At 68.8% G+C, this 20,801-nt stretch carries 17 protein-coding genes; 12 read left to right on the forward strand and 5 right to left on the reverse strand.

Going from position 1 to position 20,801, the window contains the following annotated elements; genetic code table 11:
• Positions 1-27: 27 nt before the first annotated feature.
• The 3 genes from LRR16_RS03515 (at position 28) to LRR16_RS03525 (ending at position 4,720) form a co-directional block, all read left to right on the forward strand.
• Positions 28-486, forward strand: a complete 459-nt coding sequence (locus LRR16_RS03515) for a DUF2214 family protein (RefSeq protein ID WP_053821254.1) — start codon at positions 28-30, stop codon at positions 484-486.
• Between the two features lie 125 nt (positions 487-611).
• Complete coding sequence (locus LRR16_RS03520; RefSeq protein ID WP_232204808.1) at positions 612-1,640, forward strand: tripartite tricarboxylate transporter substrate binding protein; 1,029 nt, start codon at positions 612-614, stop codon at positions 1,638-1,640.
• A 203-nt stretch (positions 1,641-1,843) separates the two neighbouring features.
• Positions 1,844-4,720, forward strand: a complete 2,877-nt coding sequence (locus LRR16_RS03525; protein WP_232204809.1) for a hypothetical protein — start codon at positions 1,844-1,846, stop codon at positions 4,718-4,720.
• On the opposite strand, the gene LRR16_RS03530 is transcribed toward LRR16_RS03525, so the two are convergent.
• Positions 4,717-6,435: a potassium/proton antiporter gene (locus tag LRR16_RS03530; protein WP_232204810.1), complete on the reverse strand. Its 1,719-nt coding sequence runs from the start codon at positions 6,433-6,435 to the stop codon at positions 4,717-4,719. The genes LRR16_RS03525 and LRR16_RS03530 overlap by 4 nt on opposite strands.
• A 414-nt stretch (positions 6,436-6,849) precedes the next feature.
• Here LRR16_RS03530 and LRR16_RS03535 point away from each other — a divergent pair, with 414 nt between their 5' ends.
• The gene (locus LRR16_RS03535) at positions 6,850-7,311 is read left to right on the forward strand and encodes a tripartite tricarboxylate transporter TctB family protein (RefSeq protein ID WP_006578403.1); all 462 of its coding nucleotides are present in this window, start codon (positions 6,850-6,852) and stop codon (positions 7,309-7,311) included.
• A gap of 10 nt (positions 7,312-7,321) precedes the next feature.
• Positions 7,322-8,824 carry a tripartite tricarboxylate transporter permease gene (locus LRR16_RS03540; protein ID WP_006578404.1) on the forward strand — a complete coding sequence of 501 codons (1,503 nt, stop codon included), beginning with the start codon at positions 7,322-7,324 and terminating at the stop codon, positions 8,822-8,824.
• 79 nt (positions 8,825-8,903) lie between these two features.
• Here the strand turns inward: LRR16_RS03540 and LRR16_RS03545 are convergent, their stop codons facing one another.
• Positions 8,904-9,794 carry a LysR substrate-binding domain-containing protein gene (locus LRR16_RS03545; RefSeq protein ID WP_023263428.1) on the reverse strand — a complete coding sequence of 297 codons (891 nt, stop codon included), beginning with the start codon at positions 9,792-9,794 and terminating at the stop codon, positions 8,904-8,906.
• A gap of 218 nt (positions 9,795-10,012) precedes the next feature.
• Between LRR16_RS03545 and LRR16_RS03550 the strand changes: the two genes are divergently transcribed.
• The 7 genes from LRR16_RS03550 (at position 10,013) to LRR16_RS03580 (ending at position 17,725) form a co-directional block, all read left to right on the forward strand.
• A complete protein-coding gene (locus LRR16_RS03550) occupies positions 10,013-10,990 on the forward strand; it encodes a tripartite tricarboxylate transporter substrate binding protein (protein ID WP_023263429.1) in 978 nt (325 codons plus the stop codon).
• Positions 10,991-11,041: 51 nt separating this feature from the next.
• Positions 11,042-12,667: a gamma-glutamyltransferase gene (gene ggt / locus LRR16_RS03555; RefSeq protein WP_232204811.1), complete on the forward strand. Its 1,626-nt coding sequence runs from the start codon at positions 11,042-11,044 to the stop codon at positions 12,665-12,667.
• A 155-nt stretch (positions 12,668-12,822) separates the two neighbouring features.
• Positions 12,823-13,692: a PhzF family phenazine biosynthesis protein gene (locus LRR16_RS03560; RefSeq protein WP_232204812.1), complete on the forward strand. Its 870-nt coding sequence runs from the start codon at positions 12,823-12,825 to the stop codon at positions 13,690-13,692.
• A gap of 97 nt (positions 13,693-13,789) precedes the next feature.
• Entirely contained in the window at positions 13,790-14,407 is a 618-nt protein-coding gene (locus tag LRR16_RS03565; RefSeq protein ID WP_232204813.1) for a pyridoxamine 5'-phosphate oxidase family protein, read from the forward strand.
• A gap of 150 nt (positions 14,408-14,557) precedes the next feature.
• Entirely contained in the window at positions 14,558-16,147 is a 1,590-nt protein-coding gene (locus LRR16_RS03570; protein ID WP_232204814.1) for a class I adenylate-forming enzyme family protein, read from the forward strand.
• Positions 16,144-17,115: a tripartite tricarboxylate transporter substrate binding protein gene (locus LRR16_RS03575; protein WP_232204815.1), complete on the forward strand. Its 972-nt coding sequence runs from the start codon at positions 16,144-16,146 to the stop codon at positions 17,113-17,115. The genes LRR16_RS03570 and LRR16_RS03575 overlap by 4 nt, the downstream gene beginning before the upstream one ends.
• 7 nt (positions 17,116-17,122) lie before the next feature.
• On the forward strand, positions 17,123-17,725 hold the full coding sequence (locus tag LRR16_RS03580; protein WP_232204816.1) for a 2-hydroxychromene-2-carboxylate isomerase: 603 nt from the start codon (positions 17,123-17,125) through the stop codon (positions 17,723-17,725).
• A gap of 25 nt (positions 17,726-17,750) precedes the next feature.
• Here the strand turns inward: LRR16_RS03580 and LRR16_RS03585 are convergent, their stop codons facing one another.
• The 3 genes from LRR16_RS03585 to LRR16_RS03595 are packed head-to-tail and all read right to left on the reverse strand — an operon-like array spanning position 17,751 to position 20,796.
• Complete coding sequence (locus LRR16_RS03585; RefSeq protein WP_232204817.1) at positions 17,751-18,425, reverse strand: TetR/AcrR family transcriptional regulator; 675 nt, start codon at positions 18,423-18,425, stop codon at positions 17,751-17,753.
• A complete protein-coding gene (locus tag LRR16_RS03590; RefSeq protein ID WP_232204818.1) occupies positions 18,422-19,828 on the reverse strand; it encodes an NAD(P)/FAD-dependent oxidoreductase in 1,407 nt (468 codons plus the stop codon). Before LRR16_RS03590 ends, LRR16_RS03585 begins: the two co-directional genes overlap by 4 nt.
• Positions 19,825-20,796 (reverse strand): NAD-dependent epimerase/dehydratase family protein, encoded by a 972-nt coding sequence (locus tag LRR16_RS03595; RefSeq protein ID WP_232204819.1) that lies wholly within the window; start codon positions 20,794-20,796, stop codon positions 19,825-19,827. Before LRR16_RS03595 ends, LRR16_RS03590 begins: the two co-directional genes overlap by 4 nt.
• Between the last annotated feature and the right edge of the window lie 5 nt (positions 20,797-20,801).

Genomic DNA, 20,801 nt, shown 5'->3' on the forward strand with positions numbered 1-20,801 from the left:
CCCATCCTGAACCGAGCCGGAGTACCCATGCAGATCGATGCCTTGCTCGCTTTTCTCCACTTCCTGTCCATCTTCGCGCTGATCACCTTCCTGGTGGCCGAGGCGGTCGTACTGCGGCCCGGCATCACGCCGGCCGCGGTGCGCCGCGTCGGCATCTACGATCTGCTGTACTTCGGCTCCGCGATGGCGGCGCTGGCCACGGGCCTGCTGCGGCTGTTCTATGGCGCCAAGGGGGTCGAGTTCTATCTGCCCAACCCGTGGTTCCACGCCAAGATGACGGTGTTCGTGCTGATCGCGCTGTGCTCGCTGCCGCCGACCTTCCGCTTCCGCCGCTGGCGCGCGCAGGCCGCGGGCCAGGCCGGCTTCGTGCCGTCCGACGCCGAATTGAAGGCCGCGCGCCGCTGGGTCATGATCGAAGCGCATCTGCTGATCCTGCTGCCGCTGTGCGCCGTGATGATGGCGCGCGGGCTCGGCATCCGCGGCTGAGTCGGGCCGCCAGGACGGCGAAGACACGCAAGACACTGAAGACCCCCAAGACCGATACGAAACCAATACGAGGCGCCGGCGGACCCGCCGCGCCCGCCGATTCCCAAACCTGCTGACTGGCTACCATGTTCAAGACCTTCGCCGCCAACGCGCTGAGCGCGGCCGCCCTCGTGGCGTCCGTCGGCGCCGCCCTGTTCGCCGCTCCGGCCGCTGCCCAACCGCCTGCCGCCGCCTGGCCGAGCAAGCCGATCAAGTTCGTCGTGCCCTATCCGGCCGGCGGTCCGCTCGACACCGTCGCCCGCGCGATCGGCGACAAGCTCAAGGACTCGCTCGGCCAGCCGGTCGTCATCGAGAACCGGCCCGGCGCCGGCGGCAACCTGGGCGCCGACTACGTGGCCCGCCAACCGGCCGACGGCTACACCATCGTGATGGGCGCGGTCGCGACGCACGCGATCAACCCGACGCTGTTCGCGAAGATGCCGTACGACCCGATCAAGGACTTCACGCCGATCACGCTGGTTGCGGACGTGCCCAACGTGCTGGTGATGCACCCGGGCAAGGCCGCCGAGCTGCATATCGAATCGGTGCGCGACCTGGTCGAATACGCGCGCAAGAACCCGGGCAAGCTGGACTACGCCTCGGGGGGCAACGGCAGCGCCGGCCATCTGTCGGGCGAACTGTTCAAGAGCCTGGCGAAAGTCAGCATGGTCCATATCCCCTACAACGGCGCCGCGCCGGCCCAGTTGTCGGTGCTGTCGGGCCAGACCGACCTGATCTTCGACAACCTGGCCTCGGCCAGCGCCAATATCAAGGCCGGCAAGCTCAAGGCCTTCGCCGTGACCACGCCGGCGCGCGCCAGCGCCGTGCCCGAACTGCCGACCATCGCCGAAGCGGGCAAGGGCCTGGGCCTGGAGAGCTTCGACATCTCGACCTGGTTCGGCGTGTTCGCGCCGGCCAACGTGCCGCGCGACGTCGTCGACCGTCTCAATCGCGAGATCGTCGCGATCCTGAAGACCGACGAGATGAAGGCGCGCATGGCCCGTATCGGCGCCCAGCCCGCGCCGACCACGCCGGAACAGTTCGGCGCGCTGGTGCAGCGCGAGTTGAAGAAGTACGCGCAGATCGTCAAGACCTCGGGCGCGAAGGTCGACTGACGACATCTGCCCGGCCTTCCCCGGCTGGCGCGATAGCGGCCCGCCGCCCGTCATGGGCGGCGGGCCGTTTCCTTTTTTGACATCGACATTGCCGCGCGGACGGATTTAACGATGTTTGCGCATGCCCGGACATGGCCTTGCCCCTATCGTGAGCCACGCGACTACCAGGTTGCTTGCGAATCGAAACGCCCTCGGGGGACATCATGGCCGTCAGCCACATCGACTTCGACATGCCGCTGCCGCCTGCCGCCTGGCACGGCGGCTGTCACGTGCAGTGCAGCGCCGACGGCAAGCTGGAGCTCGGCAGCAGTTTCGGCATGGCGCTGCGCGCCGGGCTTCACCGGATCTTCCGTATCGGCAAGATCAGCGCCGACGCCGCGCGCAACCGGGCGTCATGGCGCGCGCTGATCGCCGCGTTCGAAAGCCGGGGCGGCGCCGCGGTACGCGAGCGCCTGTGCCGCGCCAGCCTGGCCCTGCCCGGCGATCGCGTACCGGGCCTGACCATCGCCGACCGCATCGAGCGCGGCAGCTATCTTTCCCACGCGGCGCTGCACCAGGTGTTCCAGCTGTTTCGTTGCTCCCTCTCCGTGCATCGCGCCAATCAGCGGCTCTATGCCGAATTGCTGACCCCGGCCGCCAATTCCGCGACGGCCACGCCGCTGTACGCGATGCTCGATGGCATCAGCCTCGGGCTGGGCGGCACCGTCGGCCACGGCGCTGCCTGTCCGTTGCCCGCCACCCGCGCCTACGTCGCCGAACAGCTGAAGCTGGGGCTGCAGGCGCAAACCACGCGGGCGCGCCAGCGCGATCCCGCCGTGCTGCTATCCACGCTGGCCAGTTGCGCCCCCGAGCTGGCGAGCCCGAACAACATCGCGGGACGCGACCGATGGCTGCGCGAATACGATCGCCGTCTGCGCGTCGGACCGATCCAGCAGGCGGCGATGAGCCCCAGCGAACGCAAGGCCTGCGACCGGGAGGCCGCGGTCGCGGGATTGCTGGCCGAATTGAAGCACGGGGAGCTGGTGCGCGACCTGAAGCAGAACGAAGCCGACATCGCGCAAAAGCGGTCCCGGTTGGCACGCGAGTCCGACGACGACGCCGACCACGAAGCCGGCGACAAGCTGACCGATCTGCTGACCAACCGCACCGGCCTGCTCGCGGCGCTGAAGGAGCGCGAGCTGCACGACGTGCTGCGCCGTTGCGATGGCGAACTGGCACTGAGCCCGCTGAGCCAGGACGCGGCGCACATCCGCTCGCTGATGCAGCGCCGCAGCCATGCGCGCGCGCAACTGGACGGCAACCTGGCGGTGCAGAAGCAGCGCGACCTGATCCGCGCCGATCTGGTCAAGGGTTTGTGCGTGGCCGTACAACAGGATGTCGATCGCCATACCGCACGCGGCGAACGGATGGACGAGGCAGCACTGCTGCGCGTCGTCGACGCGAAATTGTCGGACCCCGCCTGCCTGCGGCAGTTTCTCGCGGCCCGCAACCTGCAATATCTGCACGACCTCGGCCATGGACACGAGCGGGCCGCGGCCATTGCCGCGCTCGTGCGCGCCAGCGATCGGTATCCGTTCGACGAAGCCACACGAGGCGAGCTCGACAGCGGCGACTTCCAGTGGCTGTCCGCCGCGCTCGAAGCCGGCGAAACCGAAGCCGTGGCCCTGAACCACCGCCCCATGCTGAACGGCGCGCGCAAGCTGTTCGCGCGCTTCTTCCGCGAACGCTGGCCGATCGCCGCCATCTGCGACAACGTTGCCGCGCTGCTCGACGACTTTGCGGAAGACCACGGCCACGCGTCGCACCGGCGCGGCGGCTATCCGGCGATCCCGCTGGAGGCACGCTGGCAGGCCGGCGTACATGCGCTGCACGACCGTATCCGCAACGCCGAGCTTGGCCCGTCCGATGTGATCGGCGTCATGTTTCCCGCGATCAAGTCGTTTCTGCGCGCACGGCACGAGGTCATGGAGCAGGTGCGCCGCGACATGCTGCTCGCCGAAGCCCGGCTCGAAGAACTGCGCGGCCTGTTCCCCGAACTGTCGGACTGGACCACCAGCGTGCCGGCCGGCGCGATAGCCGCAACCCTGCTCGACCTGGCCAGCGTCCACATTACCGGCCGGCTGATGAACGCGCACAATCGGCGCCTCGAAGCCAGGCGCGTGCAAGACGTGGCGCAGCAGGAAGGGCAGCTTGCGGTCAAGGCGGCCCGCACGCTGGACGGCTCGCTGCAGCAGTGGGCCAGCCTGCGCGACCAGTATCGCGCCAGGATGGCGGACCACGGCATTGACGAGCCCGATGCGGGCGGCCCCGGCCGGGACGGCGGGACCGGCTGGCAGTTGGCGGAGCTGGACAAGGATGGCAACAGCGCGCTCGCCCACACGTTGCGGCAGCAATGGGACCATGCCGACCGCCATGCCTCGATGGCGCTGGGCGACACCGCCAATGCGCTGGAGAATCGCCTGGACGCCGAAGTCGAGCAGCTACGCCGGCAATCGGCGGCGCAGATGGGGAATCTCAAGCGGGACATCGAGCGGACACTGCGCGACGCGCTCGAAGGCAGCCGGTCCAGGCCCGGCATGCTGGAAACCGTCTGCGACGTGCTGGAACGCGCGAGTGCGAAACTGCCGGGCTGGCTGGCCTCGATGAACCACGAAGGCGAACTCGACGCGAACCACGCCACGCGCCGACAGGCGCTGGAACTGCGCGAGGCGGCAGCGAATGCGCTGCCGTTGATCGACCGGATCCGGCGCGAGCACGTCGTCCCCCTCGACCATACCGCCGACCTGCCGGACGCCGCGGTCGCGCCATACCGTGAGGACCTGCAGGCGGTGCACCGGGCGCTGGACGCGCTGGCCCACTCGCTGCAATGGGTCGTCTCGACAATACGCATCGCCGGCATGGAAATGCCCGATCCCAAAGGCGATACCGGCAAGTTCGCGCTGTCCGACCCGTCCCGCCAGCAAGTGCAACGCAGCAAGCCCTCTGCCGGCAAGATCGTGCTCGACCTGTATAGCGGCAAGCTGCCCCCCGTGCTGGGCTGGACCGTGCGCCAACTGGTCAATATGGGAGCATTGCGCTAAGCCTGCCGCGGCAACCTCAACCCGACTTGCAAGATCCGGCCATCCTCCATGCGCGCCGCGGTCAGGGTCAGTCCCGCGATCTCGACCGCGTCGCCTTCCACCGGCGGCGTGGCAAAGGCGTTCAGCATCGCGGCCTCGAGCGTCGACGGATATTCGCTCGGCGTCAGATCCCGCGTGCCGTACAGTCCGGCGACGTCGCGCAGCAGCGCGTCGCCCGACAGCACGAAGTCGTGCGGGACCTGTTGCCAGACCGGCGCCCGCTCCGGCGTGCTGAACAGCCGCGCCAGCGTCGGCACGCTGCTCGCCGGCCCCAGCACCGAGACGGTATCGCCGGCGTGCAGCACCGCCCGTTCGGGCGGCATCAGCGCCTCGTCGCGGGCCACCGTCATCAGGCGGCAACGCGGCGGCAATTCCAGCCGATCCGCGCGCACGCCGGCCGCCGCCGAGTCGGGTTCGACCTCGAACTGCATCAGGTCCATCGCCGGCGCACGCGTGCCGTGCAGGCGTTCGCGCGCCAGCGGCTCGGGATACGCAGGCCGCAGCACGCGCCCGAGCCGCGCGGCGAACGGTACCGTGGTCCCCTGCAGCAGCAGGCTGGCCAGCACCACGGCAAAGGCGATGCGGAACAGCAGGCCGGCATCGGGCATGCCTTGCAGCAGCGGGAACAGCGCCAGCACGATCGGCACCGCGCCGCGCAGTCCCATCCACGCGATGAAACCCTTCTCGCGCGCATTGAAGCGGAACGGCAGCAGCGAAATCCAGACCGCCAGCGGACGAGCGACCAGCATCAGGAACAGCGCCACCGCCATCGCCGGCACTGCCACGTCCCAGATCCGGTGCGGCGTCACCAGCAGGCCCAGCAGCAGGAACATCGCCGACTGGGCCAGCCACGCCATGCCGTCCATCGCCCGCATCGCGTCGGGGCTGACCGCGCGGTCGCGGTTGCCGATCAGCATGCCGGTCAGATACACCGCCAGAAAGCCGCTACCGCCGGCGCTCTGCACGATCGCGAACACCATGGCGCCCCCCGAACACAGCAGGATCGCCTGCAGTCCCTCGGCGACCCGGATGCGCTCGAGCACATTGGCCAGGCAATAGCCGAGCGCCAGGCCCAGCGCGCCGCCGACGCCGAACTGCACCAGCAGCCGCCACAGCAGCGCGCCGCCACCGAGCCCTTCCGGCGCATGGATCCACTCGATCAGCGTCAGCGTCAGGAAGATCGCCATCGGATCGTTGATGCCCGATTCGATCTCCAGCACGCTGGCGACCCGCTCCTTCAGCCGCACCCCGCTGCTGTTGAGCAGCGAGAAGACGGCGGCGGCGTCGGTCGAGCCGACGATCGCGCCCAGCAGCAGGCCGAGCTTCCAGTCGATCTCCAGCACCCAGGCGGCGAACAGGCCGACCAGCCCGGTGGTCAGCAGCACGCCCACGGTGGCCAGCGCCAGCGACGGCCGCAACGCGACGCGGAAGGTTTCGTACCGGGTCCGCAGTCCGCCATCGAGCAGGATCACGGCCAGCGCCAGATTGCCGACCAGGAAGCTGAGCCAGGTATTGGAGAAGCGGATTCCGCCCGGCCCGTCCACCCCGGCCAGCATGCCGACCAGCAGGAATACCAGCAGGAACGGCACGCCGATGCGCGAAGAGAAGGCGCCGACGACGATGCCGAGCGACATCACCACGGCGCCGATCAGGATCACGTGTTCAATGCTTTCCAAACTGGCCCTTGCAAGTAACGGTGGAGGAGGCGACGACGGCGTACGCCGTCGCATGAATGCGCACGACGGCGCGGCGGCGCGGCATGACCGCCGCGGCGCTGCCGATGATAGCCGACGGCCATGACGGCACCGCCGCGGTCCACGGCACCGCCCTCCGGTACGACCGGTCAGGCGGCTTCGGCGGGGACCTAGGGAGATACCCTCACATTGACCAAGTTTGCAGACATCTGAAAGGTCGCTGAAAGGTGGCGCCCTTACCTTCCCCCTGCCTGCGGACGGGGAGGGTGCCGCGCGCGATTTCGTTGCACCGCACAAACGCCGCAACGGCCCGTCGCGACACCATGAGACCAGCGCCATCGACGCGCGGCTCACAGCACCGCAAGCACCAGTTTTGTTAAATCGAGGAGAATCATTTTGCGCATACGTAGCCAAAAGGACTTTGCCTCCGGCCTGATGTTCATCCTGGTCGGATTCGGCTTTTCCTGGGTCGCTCGCGGCTATTCGATGGGAACCGCCGCGAAGATGGGCCCGGGGTATTTCCCGTTCTGGCTCGGCGTCGTGCTCGCCCTGCTGGGCGTGCTGGTGCTGATCGGATCGATGTCCAGCAAGGGCGAGGGCGACGAGCTGGCCCGCTGGGATATCAAGCTGCTGCTGTGGATCCTCGGTTCGGTGGTGCTGTTCGGCCTGCTGCTCAAGCCGCTGGGCATGGTGCTGTCGGTGATCGTGCTGGTGCTGGTGTCGTCGATGGCCAGCCACGAGTTCACATGGCGCGGCGCGATCCTGAACACCATCGTGCTGGTGCTGATCAGCATGGGCGCCTTCGTCTACGGCATCAATCTGCAGATGCCGGTGTGGCCGGCCTTCATTACCGGCTAAGGAGCGCCAGATGGAACTGCTAACCAACCTGGGCATCGGCTTCTCGACCGCCCTGACCTTCCAGAACCTGGCCTACGCGTTTCTCGGCTGCCTGCTCGGCACGCTGATCGGCGTGCTGCCCGGCCTGGGACCGCTCGCGACCATCGCGATGCTGCTGCCGATCACCTACACGCTGCCGCCGGTGGCCGCGCTGATCATGCTGGCGGGCATCTACTACGGCGCGCAATACGGTGGCTCGACCACCGCGATCCTGGTCAACCTGCCGGGTGAATCGTCCTCGGTGGTGACAACCATCGACGGCTACCAGATGGCGCGGCGCGGCCGCGCCGGGGTGGCGCTGGCGACCGCGGGCATGGGCTCGTTCTTCGCCGGCTGCGTGGCCACGCTGATCCTGGCCGGCTTTGCCGCGCCGCTGTCGGAACTGGCGTTCAAGTTCGGCCCCGCCGAGTACTTCTCGCTGATGGTGCTGGGCCTGATCGGCGCCGTGGTGCTGGCCTCGGGCTCGCTGGTCAAGGCGATCGCGATGATCGTGCTGGGCCTGCTGCTGGGCCTGGTCGGTACCGACGTCAACTCGGGCGCGGCGCGCTTCTCGTTCGACGTGCCGGAACTGACCGACGGCCTGAACTTCGTGGCCGTGGCGATGGGTATCTTCGGTTTCGCGGAAATCATCGCGAACCTGGAGCAACGCGAAAAGCGCGAGACCTTCACCGACAGCATCACCAACCTGTTCCCGACCAAGGAAGACTTCAAGCGCATGGTCCCGGCGGTGCTGCGCGGCACCGTGCTCGGCTCGGCGCTGGGCATCCTGCCGGGCGGCGGCGCCTCGCTGGCTTCGTTCGCGGCCTACACGCTGGAGAAGAAGTCGTCGAAGTATCCGCAGGAGTTCGGCAAGGGCGCGATCGAAGGCGTGGCGGGTCCGGAATCGGCCAACAACGCCGCTTCGCAGACCTCCTTCATTCCGCTGCTGACGCTGGGCATCCCGCCCAACGCAGTGATGGCGCTGATGGTCGGCGCGATGACGATCCACAACATCCAGCCGGGTCCGCAGGTGATGACCAGCAACCCGCAGCTGTTCTGGGGCCTGATTGCCTCAATGTGGATCGGCAACCTGATGCTGATCATCCTGAACCTGCCGCTGATCGGCATCTGGGTCAAGCTGCTGAAGGTGCCCTACCGCTTCCTGTACCCGGCCATCCTGACGTTCTGCTGTATCGGCGTCTACTCGGTCCAGAACACCACCTTCGACGTGTTCCAGACCGCGGCCTTCGGCGTGGTGGGCTATCTGTTCCTGAAGCTCAAGTGCGAACCGGCGCCGCTGCTGCTCGGCTTCGTGCTCGGACCGATGATGGAAGAGAACTTCCGCCGCACGCTGCTGCTCTCGCGTGGCGAGTTCTCGGTGTTCTTCACCCGTCCGCTGTCGCTGAGCCTGCTGATCGCCGCCGCGATCCTGGTGCTGATCGTCGCCCTGCCGTCGATCAAGGCCAAGCGCGAGGAAGCGTTCCAGGAAGAATAAGAAGCAACGATGCAAGACGTGAAACGGGGTGCCAGCCGGCACCCCGTTTTTTTTGGGTCCCGATCGATGCGAACCCGGCCTAGCGCGGCGCGCAGAACAGCGCCGCGCACGCCGCGCGGATCGCCTCGGTGATATGCCGGCGCGCATGGTCGCGCCGCTCCAGCATGCCGATGGTGCGCCATACGGGCTCGCCGCCCGCCTCCAGCGGCAGCACCCGCAACGCCTCGTCGTCGCGCCAGCGCGCCCGCTGCAGCAGCGGCACCACGGTGACGCCGACCTGCTGCCGCACCAGTTCGACCAGTGCCTCGATCGAATTGAGTTCGAGGAACTCGTTGACGCGCAGATGCGCGCGCCGCAGGGCCCGCTCGACCAGCATGCCGGTCAGCTGCGTGCGGTCGAAGCGCAGGAAGGCCTGCCCCGCCAGCGCCTGGCGCGCATCCGTGGCGGCGCTGCCGGCCGCGGCGATCGCCACCAGCGGCTCCCGATACAGCGGCGTCCAGCGCAGCGCCCCCGCCAGCCGGCCCGGCCCCTCCACCACGATGGCCGCGTCGAGCTCGCCGGCCTCGACCAGCGTCGCCAGCTCGATCGACTTGGCGCCGACCAGCCGGACGTCCAGCGCCGGATGCTCGGTCTTCATGCTGGCCACCACATGCGACAGGCCTCCCATCACCGACACCACCGCGCCGACGGCGACCGCGCCCGCCATCGCCTCGGGCGTCTCGGGCGCGGCGCGCATCTCGTCGTACAGCGCGAGCAGCTGGCGCGCGCGCGGCAGCAGCTCGCGCCCGCCCGCATTGAGCACGACCACGCGCCCGGTCCGATCGAACAGGTCGCGCCGCAGTTCGCCCTCCAGCGCGCGCATCTGCAGGCTGACCGCGGCCTGGGTCAGCGCGACATGGCCGGCGGCGGCGGCGAAGGAGCCGTGCTCGGCGACCGCGACAAAGGTGCGAAGAAAGCGAATGGTGCTCATAACATAAGGGGAAGCGGCCCTCGCCGGATGGCCGGGACAGCGTTCAATGAAACCCTGAAGCGCGACCCGAAGTCGGCCCGAAGTCAGCCCGAAGTCAGCCTTAAGGGAAACTTGAGGCAAAAGAAAGAAATATTAGCTTTCATTATGTAAAGCTGCACGGAATAATGCGCCATCGGCCGGTCCGCCGGCATCGAACGACAACGTCCACGGAGATTGAGATGACATCCTGGCTGCGCCTGCTGGGCACCGGCCTGGCGGCGACGCTGGCCTTCGCCGCCGCGCCCGCCCTGGCCGAGAGCTATCCCGCCAAGCCGATCCGCCTGATCGTGCCCTTCCCCGCCAGCGGCGCGACCGACCTGCTGGCGCGCGCGATCGCGCAGAAGGTCGGCGCCAACCTGGGCCAGCAGGTCGTGGTCGACAACCGGCCCGGCGCGGGCGGCTCGATCGGCTCCGACATGGCCGCCAAGGCCCCGGCCGACGGCTACACGCTGCTGATGGCCACCAGCAGCACGCATTCGATCGGACCGCATATTCATCCGAAGCTGCCGTACAACGTGCAGACCGATTTCACGCCGATCGGCCAGGTCGCCAGCGCGACCAACCTGCTGGTGGTGACGAACCATCTGCCGGTCAACAACGTCAAGGAACTGATCGCCCATGCCAAGGCGCACCCCGGCGAACTGAACTACGCGTCCAGCGGCAACGGCACCGTGGTCCATCTGATGGCCGAGGCCTTCAGCGCGCAGGCCGGCGTCCAGCTGACGCACATCCCGTACAAGGGCACCGCGCTGTCGATCGCCGACCTGATCTCGGGCAAGGTGCATATCCTGTTCGACAGCATCGTCACCGCCCTGCCGCACGTGCGCGACGGCAAGCTCAAGGCGCTGGCGGTAACGAGCCCGAAGCGTTCGTCGCTGGTGCCCGACGTGCCGACCGTAGGCGAATCGGGCCTGCCCGGCTTCGTCAGCGAGACCTGGTTCGGCATCTATGGCCCGAAGAACCTGCCGGCCGACCTGGTGACGCGGCTGAACGCCGAGTTCAACAAGGCGATCCAGGCGCCGGAGGTCAAGGAACGGCTGGCCAAGCTCGGCGCCGAGCCGGTCGGCGGCACGCCCGCGCAGTTCGCGGCGATCGTCAGCAAGGAAAGCGCCCGCTGGGGCAAACTGATCAAGGACCGCAACATCACCGCGGAATAAGCGGCAGACAACCATAGCCGCCATCACGGCGGCAACGCCAAGAGACAAGCCATGCAGACCTTCGACTGGACCAATCCCTACCCCTCCGTGCGCATTCCGCTGTTCGCGCGCAACGTGGTATCGACCTCGCATCCGCTGGCCGCGCAGGCCGGCCTGCGCATGCTGCTCAAGGGCGGCAATGCGATCGACGCGGCGATTGCCGCCGCCGCCGCGATCACCATCGTCGAGCCGGTCTCGTGCGGCCTGGGCAGCGATGCCTTCGCGATCCTGTGGGACGGCAAGCAGCTGCACGGCCTGAACGCGTCGGGCGTGGCGCCGGCCGCCTGGAACCCCGACTACTTCCGCAACAAGTACGGCGAGGAAGGCAACGGCCTGGCCAAGCGGCCGATCCGCGGCTGGGACAGCGTCACCGTGCCGGGCGTGGTGGCCGGCTGGGCCGCGCTGCACGAGCGCTTCGGCAAGCTGCCGTTCGCCGACCTGATGGAACCGGCGATCGAGATCGCCGAGCGCGGCTACGCGGTGCCGCCGATCGTCGCGCACAAGTGGGCCGCCGCGGTGCCGGACCTGAAGGACCAGCCGGGCTACGCCGACACCTTCATGCCGAACGGCCGCGCGCCGCATACCGGCGAGAAGTTCGTGATGAAGGCCGCCGCGGAAACGCTGCGCCGCATCGGCGCCAGCGGCGGCCGCGACTACTACGAAGGCCAGATCGCCGAGCGCATCGCCGCCTTCAGCAAGGAGTGCGGCGGCGCGATGACGATGGCCGACCTGCGCGACTACCGCCCGGACTGGGTCGAGCCGATCCGCAAGTCCTATCGCGGCTACGAGATCCACGAGATTCCGCCCAACGGCCAGGGCATCGCCGCGCTGATGGCGCTCGGCATCCTGGACAACTTCGACGTGGGCAACCTGCCGGTCGATTCGATCGACTCGCAGCATCTGCAGATCGAGGCAATGAAGCTGGCGTTCGCCGACCTGTACCGCTACGTGTCGGACCCGCGCAGCATGGAAGTCACGCCCGAGCAGATGCTCGACGACGGCTACCTGAAGTCGCGCGCCAAGCTGATCGACATGAAGCGCGCCACGCATTTCGACTTCGGCATGCCCAAGGTCGGCGGCACGATCTACCTGACCGCGGCCGACGAGAGTGGCATGATGATCTCGTTCATCCAGTCGAACTACATGGGCTTCGGCTCCGGCGTGGTGGTGCCCGGCACCGGCATCAGCCTGCAGAACCGCGGCGTCGGCTTCTCGATGGATCCGAAGTCGCCCAATGTGGTGGCCGGCGGCAAGCGGCCGTTCCACACGATCATCCCCGCCTTCATGACGCGCGACGGGCAGCCGGTGATGAGCTTCGGCGTGATGGGCGGAGACATGCAGCCGCAGGGCCATCTGCAGACCGTGGTGCGCATGCTCGACTACAAGCAGCAGCCGCAGGCCGCCTGCTGCGCGCCGCGCTGGAAGGTCAACCGCGACTTCACGCTGGACGTCGAAGCGACGATGAACCCGGCCACCGTTGCGGGCCTGAAGGACCGCGGCCACCAGCTCAAGTCGGTGGCGGACCCGTATATGGACTTCGGCTCCGGCCAGTTCATCTGGCGCCTGTCGGAAGATGCCGAACACGGCTATGTCGCCGCCAGCGACAGCCGTCGCGACGGACAGGCGGTGGGGTTCTGACCTTCCCCGAACAGCCGTCCCCCTGGACACTCATTGCGCCGGCACCATGCCGGCGTTTTTTTTGCACTGGCCCGATCGATGAGTCGTCAACTGTACATGGCCGCGCGCGCCCATCGCCCTACACTGGCAGCTTGTCATTTATCGATGCCACCGCCATGCCCACCTACGCCTTCCGCCTGCTCAATGTCTTTGCCGAATCGACCTTCGGCGGCAATCCCCTGTGTGTGTTCGAGGACGGCCGCGGGCTGGACGACGCCACCATGCAGGCGCTGGCGCTGCAGTTCAACCTGTCCGAGACGACCTTCATCCTGCCGTCGGAGCAGGCCGACGCAATGGTGCGGATCTTCACGCCCGGCTATGAGATGCGCTTCGCCGGCCATCCGACGCTGGGCACCGCGCATGCGGTACGGGCGCTGCGCAACACCGGCGATGCGCTGACGCTCGAGTTCAAGGCGGGCGTCGTGCCGGTGCGCGCGCAAGGCGATGTGTGGACCTTCACCGCGCCGCATCGCGGCCAGCCGAAGACCGCGCCGGCGCCACTGCCCGATGCGGAAGTTGCCGCGCTGCTCGGACTGCGGGCCGACGATCTGGCCGGCTCGCCGATCTGGGTCGATACCGGCGCCGATCAGCTGCTGGTGCCGCTCAGCAGCCCCGACGCCGTGCGCCGCGCGGTGCCGGACGGCAGCCGCCTGGACGCCTGGCCCGCCAGCAGCCTCGGCCGCAAGACCGCCTATCTGTTCGCCTTCGATCCGCAGCAGCCTGGGCGCGTGGTCGCCCGCTACTTTTTTACCAAGCAGGGCGGCGGCGTGGCCGAGGACCCGGGCACCGGCTCGGCCTGCGCGAATCTCGGCGGCTGGCTGCTCGCCACCGGCCATGCCTTGCCGGCGCGCTACGAGATTGCCCAGGGCGATCTGGTCGAGCGGTCCTGCCGGCTGCGGCTGGAAGTCGATACCGAAGATGGCGAGGGCGCGATCCGCGTCGGCGGCCGCGTGATCGAAATCGGCCGGGGCACCGTCACGCTGTAGACTTGCCGTTGCCGCGCACCGCCCGAACGCACCACCCGTCGGGAATACCAACCCGCGGCCGCCCCGCTCCTCCACCTCGCTCGACCGCCCATCCGCCATGACCGATCACACCATCGCCACGCTGGCAGACCCGGAAACGCGCTACGGCAATCCCGCGCCGGCCTCGCTCGCCAAGGAAGTCGACTACCTGCATCCGCACTATCGCGCCTTCGTCGAGGCCTCGCCGTTCTGCCTGCTGTCGACGGTGGCCGACGGCATGGCCGAATGCTCGCCGCGCGGCGATGCGCCCGGCTTCGTCAAGGTGCTGGACGACCGCACGCTGCTGCTGCCGGACCGCCGCGGCAACAACCGCATCGACAGCCTGCGCAATATCCTCGCCGACCCGCGCGTCGGCCTGCTGTTCCTCGTGCCGGGCGTCGACGAGACGTTGCGCGTGGCCGGCACGGCGACGATCTCGACCGATCCGGAGCGGATCGCGCAGTGCACGGTCGACGGCAAGGCTCCCTCCACGGTGCTGCTGATCGCGATCCGCTCGGTGTTCTTCCAGTGCGCCCGCGCGCTGGTGCGTTCGCGGCTGTGGTCGCCCGAAGCGCAGATTCCGCGCAGCGCGTTGCCGAGCACCGGCACCATCCTGGCGACGCTGAGCCGCGACGCCATCGACGGCCGCGCCTACGACGCCGAACTGCCGCAGCGGATCCGCCAGACGCTGTACTGACAGAGCGCTGCGGGCCGGGCGGCCACGCCCGGTCCATAACCCCGTGTTAAGCCGGTGCGATAAAACGGCATATGACATGGGGATGTCCCCTCCGTACACTGGGCCTTGCCCGTGCGCTCTTTCCTCCGAGCAGCATGTGGCGGGAGGCCCATGGACGATATCGTCGACCTGCTCGAAACCCGGGCGCGCGAGCAACCGGATCGGCTGCTGCTGGCCTGGGAGCCATTCGAGGGCGCCGGGCGCGAGTGGAGCCGTGGGGCCTTCCTCGATGACGTCCGCCGCGTCGCCGGCGGACTCGCCCAGCGCGGCGTGCGGCCCGGCGATCGCGTGCTGCTGCATGCCAACAACTGCCCCGAGTTCCTGCTGACCTGGTTCGGCTGCGCCTGGATTGGTGCGGTCTGCGTGGTGCTCAATCCCAAGTCGGCTACCGACGAGCTGGCCTTCTTCGCCGACCACACCGGCGCGGTCGGCATCGTCACGCAGCGCGGATTGCCCGGTACGCCCCCTTCCACCGGTGCCGGTGCACACGGCCTGCGCTGGCAGATCGTCATCGATGCCGGCGATGCCGACGATGCCGACGACACGGCAGGCTTCGCGTCGTTGCACGATGCCCCGGTCGAACGCGTGCGACTGGACCCGCTTGCCCCCGGCAGCATGATGTTCACGTCCGGCACCTCGTCGCGCCCGAAGGCCGTGGTCTGGTCGCGCGCGAACGCGCTGTGGGCGGCGCAATCGTGTGCGGCCGGCATCGGGCTGCTGCCCTCCGATATCGTGCTGGTCCCGCTGCCGCTCTATCACGTCGTGGGGCTGGCCTGGAGCGTGCTGCCCGCCCTGCACGCAGGCGCCACTATCGTGCTGCTGCCACGCTTTTCCGCAAGCCGCTTCTGGCCGGTGGCGCTGGCGCGGCGCTGCACCTTTGCGCCGCACGTGCAATTCACCAGTGCGGCGCTGTTCCGCCAGCCCGTGCCGCCGGCCCACGCCTTCGGGCTGTGGTGCAACTCGGTCTGGCTGCCCGAGTACGAGCGGCATTTCGGCGTGCCGATCCTGGGCTGGTGGGGCATGACCGAACTGCTCGCGCCGGGCATCCTGGGACAGGCCGACCGGGCGGTCGCACCGGGTGCCATCGGGTGGGTCGCGCCCGGCTACGCAGCCCGGATGGCAGGCAGCGGCGGCGCGTCGCTCGCGCCGGGCGAGGTCGGCGAGGTCGAGATCCTCGGCGAGCGCGGACGGACGCTCTTTGCCGGTTACTTCAACGACGAGGAAGCCAACGCCGCCGCCTTCACGGCCGACGGCTGGTTCCGCACCGACGATCGCATGAAGGTCCACGCCGACGGCTCGATCCAGTTCCTGGAGCGTGCGCGCGACGTGATCAAGTGCGGCGGCGAAGGCGTGTCGCCGGCGGAAGTCGAACGCGTGGTCCGCGCGGTGCCGGGCGTCGCCGATGTCTCGGTGGTGGGCCGTGCGGATGGCGCCATGGGCGAGGTCGCGGTCGCCTTCGTGGTGCCGACCGATGCCAGCGCTTCGACCGAAGCGTTGTCCCGCGAGATCGACGCGGCTTGCCGCGCGCGGCTTGCGGGCTTCAAGGTGCCGCGCGAGATCCGCTTTCTCGCCAGCCTGCCGCTGGTCGGCATCAACAAGGTCGCCAAGGGCGAGCTGCGCCGCCTTGCCGCGGACAACGCCACCAAGGCCCGGGACGACGACCGTGACCGCAATGTGCCAGCCGAAGGAAGCCCGGCATGAAAGCCCTCGTCACGCTCCTGTCCTCGATGATGCTGGCCTGCGGCGGCGCGGCGCTGGCCGAGGAGTTTCCGTCGCGTACCGTCACGCTGGTGGTGCCAGCGGCGCCTGGCGGTCCCAGCGACGCGCTGGCGCGCACGCTGGCCGAGAAGCTCAAGACCACGCTGGGCCACAGCGTCGTCACCGAGAACCGCGGCGGCGCCAACGGCACCATCGGCGTCAACTCGGTGGTGCGCAGCAAGGCCGACGGCCATACGGTGCTGTTCTCGGTCGACGGGCCGCTGACCACCATTCCGGCGCTGATGCCGGACACGCCCTACGATGCATCGCGCGACCTGATGCCGGTGGCCATCGTCGGCGATGGCGGCGACGTGGTGCTGGCGGTGCCGGCCGATTCGCCGGCCAAGACGGCGCAGGAACTGGCGACGCTGCTGCGCCAGCGGCCGGACAAGGCCAACTATGTATCGTCCGGCGCCGGCTTTCCCAGCCATGTCGTCGGCGAGCTCTACAAGCGCGAGGCGAAGGTCTCTGTCCAGCATGTGCCGATGAAGGGCGCGGGCGCGGCGATGGTGGAGCTGCTGTCCGGCCGGTACAGCTTTTCGTTCCCGCCGGCGAGCCTGGCGCTCGTGCAGCAAAAGGCCGGCAAGATCCGCGTGCTGGCCGTGGCGGGCGAACGGCGCAACGCGCTGTTCCCGGACGTGCCCACGCTGGCCGAGGCGGGGTACCCCAATATCGCCGCGCCCGGCTACTGGATCGCCACCTATGTCCCGGCCGCCACGCCGCGCGCGACGGTGGACCGGCTCGCTGCGGCCATCCGCGGCGCCACGCACGCGCCGGACTTCGCACCGCTGCTGCAGACGCAGGGCATGGTGGCCTCCGACCTGTCGCCCGAGCAGATCCGCGCGCGCGTGCAGCGCGAATCCGCGTACTGGCGGCGGACCATCGAGCAACTGAACATCAGGATGGAATGAGGCGGCGATGGCCAGCCCCATCGACTTCTATTTCGACTTCATCTCGCCCTACGGCTACTTCGGCTCGACGCAGATCGATGCGCTCGCGGCCCGCCATGGCCGAACCGTGGTGTGGCGCCCCTTCCTGCTCGGCGTCACGGTGGTCAAGATCATGGGTCTGAAGCCGCTGATGGAGACGCCGCTGAAGTCGGATTACCTGCGGCTCGACAAGCCCCGGATGGCGCGGATATTCGGCGTGCCGTTCGTCCAGCGCGATATGCGGGGCGTCAATTCGGTCAAGGCATCGCGCGCCTTTCTGGCGCTGGACGAACGCGATCCGGCGCAGGCGAAACGCTTCGCGCAGGGCATCTTCGCCAGGCTGTGGGCGCGCGGGGAAGACATCACGGATCTCGATGCGGTGCTGGAGGAGGCCGCCGCGGTCGGCGCCGATACCGGCTGGCTGGCGGCCGAGATCGCCTCCCCCGAAGGCAAGCGGCGGCTCGAGGCGGCGGTGGACCATGCCGTCTCGCAAGGCGTCTTCGGCGCGCCCTTCTTTATCGTTGACGGCGAGCCGGTGTGGGGCGTCGATCGGCTGTGGCTGGTCGAACGGATGCTGAACGAGGCGGCCTGAGAACCGATGCTCGAAGCGCGGTATCTCAGGTGAGGCCCGAGCCCGCCGCGCTGCGCGCCTTGCCTTTGGTGGGGGCCGCGGCGCAGGCCCGCCCCGGCCGCGCGCGGATGCCCTCGACCAGCGTACGCACCATCGCCTCGGCCAGGCGCTCGCGCGCGTGCTCGTCGGCATCGGCCTCCGGTCGATACCAGATCAGCGACCATTGGATGCCGCCAAGCAAGGTCTTCACCGCGATCGACAGGTCGGCATCGGCGGCCAGCGAGCCGTCGCGCCTCGCCGCCGCGGCCTGGTCCTTGAACAGCTTCTCGAAGCGGTCGCGGCTCGCGATCAGTTCGTCCAGCGTCTGCCGCTGCGACGGCGTGGTCGCACCGAAGCGATGCATCTGCACGCCCTGCGCCACCACGCTCTCGAACGTATGGTGTCGCAGCACGGCCACCGCATGCGCGCGCAGCATCGCCGCCAGCACGGTGACGCCATCGCCCTCGAGCTTGCGCGCGGGCTCGACGGCCTCGAACAACAAGCGCATCCCTTCGCGATGCACCTCGAAGAACAGGTCGATCTTCGACGCGTAGTGATGGTAGATGCGGCCCTTGGTCGCGCCGAGCCGCCGCGCGACGTCGTCGATGCTGGTGGCATGGAAGCCTTGTTCCATGAAGCATTCCGCGGCCTGGACCAGGATTTCCTGTTTGCTTGGGGTCATGTCGCCCCTCCCCGGGCGATATCGCGAAACAGTTGCTTCGCATACCGGCGGAAGTCTACCTCCAGCGTGTAGCGTGCCGAGCCGACGAAACGGCGCGACACATAGTCCCAATGCGCGCCGATCTCCGCCATCATGCCGTCCCGGCCCGGCAGCCGGATCTCGTTGGCCAGCACCGCGGCCAGCCACTTGGCCTGGATCTCGACCAGCGGGATCGTCGGGCCGATCGGCTGCACCAACCCGAGCATGAACAGACCGTGCCGATCCGGCGGCATCATGCGGCGATAGAGCTCGGCCTTGCCGTCCGTGACCTCGAACACCTGGCGATCGAGAAACGGAAAGCTGGCCCGGTAGCCGGTCGCGTGGATGATCGCATCGACCGCTTCTCGGCTGCCGTCGTCGAAATCGACGTACTCGCCATCGAGCCGGCGGATGTTTGGCTTGACGCGGATCCAGCCATGACCGCAATACGGGATCAGCTCCTGGCTCAGCGTCGCATGCTCGCGCCAGATCGCGTGGCGCGGCCGCGGAATGCCGACACGCGCCTGGTCGCCGGTGGCCAGATACGCGAGCCAGCGCACCAGCGTACGGGTGACGCGCGTCGGCAGATGCAGGCGCCGCGCGAAGAAGGCAGACCAGCGGTCGGTGGGATGGCCCATGATGTATTTGGGCATGATCCAGGCGCTGCGCCGCGTCGAGATCCAGGTCCGCTTCGCCGACTTGCAGACGTCGACCGCGATATCGACCGCGGAATTGCCGATGCCGACGATCAGCACGTTGCGGTCGCGGAACGGCTCGGCGGTGCGGTAGTGGTGCGAGTGAATCTGCTCGCCGGAAAACTGGCCGTCGAAGCTTGGCCAGCGCGGATCCCACAGATGGCCGTTGGCGACGATCACCGCGCGATAGCGCCGGCTGCTGCCGTCGCCCAGCGTGACGCGCCAGCTGCCATCGCCGGCCGGCTCGACGCGCTCGACCCGTGTGTTGAAGCGGATATGCGGCGGGATGCCGAAGCGCTCGGCATAGGCTTCCAGATACTCGATGACCTCGTAGTGCGACAGGAAGTCGGGATAGCGGTCCGGAATCGGAAAATCGGAGTAGCCGAGGTTGGTGCGGCTGGTGTCGATATGCAGGCTGCGATAGGCCGACGACATGCCGTTGTCGTTTTCGTAGCGCCACATGCCGCCGATCTTCGAGCCCAGCTCGAAGCAGTCGAAGGCGATGCCCTTCTCCTTCAGCGCCTTGGCGGCGGTCACGCCGGACGAGCCTGCGCCGACGATGCAGACCGGCAACGCGGCGACCTCGGCCGGCAGCCGGTCGTCAAAGCGCATCGCGGCCTCGGCCTGCCGCTCGCCTTCGTCAACGGACATCGGGCCGTTGCGGCGGAATCCGATTGCGGGGTTCTTCATGCCGCCGCCTTCTCGTCCAGATAGGCGGCGAGGATCGCGTCGACATCCGGATCGGCATGCAGACCGAGCGCGCTGGCCCGGTCCGACGTGAAGGCACGCGGCCAGCTGTCGATCACGCGCTGGAGCGCGGGGTCGGGTTCGTAGCGGACCCGCGCCGCGGCTTCGTCGCCCGCCGCGCGACGCAGCGCGGCCACCATCTCCGCGACGGTAGTCGACAACGACGGCAGGTTCAGCGCGCGGTCGTGCGGCAAGCGGTCCGCCGGCAGATCGTGCATGGCGATCAGCGCCCGCGCGACCGCCTGTGCGGACGCCACCGGGATCCGCGTGTCCGGATGCAGGCCGCAGACGACATCGCGGCCCGCCAGCGGCTCGCGCACGATCGCGGCGATGCGGTCCGACACCGCCGGCGATGGCGCACCGTCGCGGATCAGCACGATCGGCAGCCGCAACGCCCGTGCGTCGACGCGGCCGCGGCGGCTGTAGTCGGCCAGCAGCAGCTCGGCAATGGCCTTGTGCGTGCCGTAGGTCGTGTCGGGCTCGGCGCGCAGGCCATCGCCGACGGTCGCGGGCAGCTTGCCGCCGAACACCGCGATCGAGCTCGCCAGCACCAGCCGGGGCGGCTTGCCAAAGCCGGCGATCAGCGCGCGCAGCGCCTCGACATGGAGGCGATAGGCGCGCGGCTCGTCGGCCTCGGTCTCCAGCGTCAGGCTCGCGGCCAGATGGAACACGCTGTCCGGCGCCAGGCTTGCCAGTTGCGAGACAAAGCCCGGCTCGGCCAGGTCCCCGCGCAGCACGTTGCGCCGGCACGTCGCATCGCCCACCAGCGGCACCTCGGCTCGATCGGCGAGCACCAGTTCCTCGATCCGGCGCGGCGTGCCGTCCGCGTCGGCCAGGCTACCGCGCGCGATCAACGCACGTTGCAGCGCGGTGCCGATGAAGCCGGCCGCGCCCGTGATCAGAACCCGCATGCCTC

Source organism: Cupriavidus sp. UGS-1 (genome assembly GCF_021213615.1).
GTDB lineage: Bacteria > Pseudomonadota > Gammaproteobacteria > Burkholderiales > Burkholderiaceae > Cupriavidus.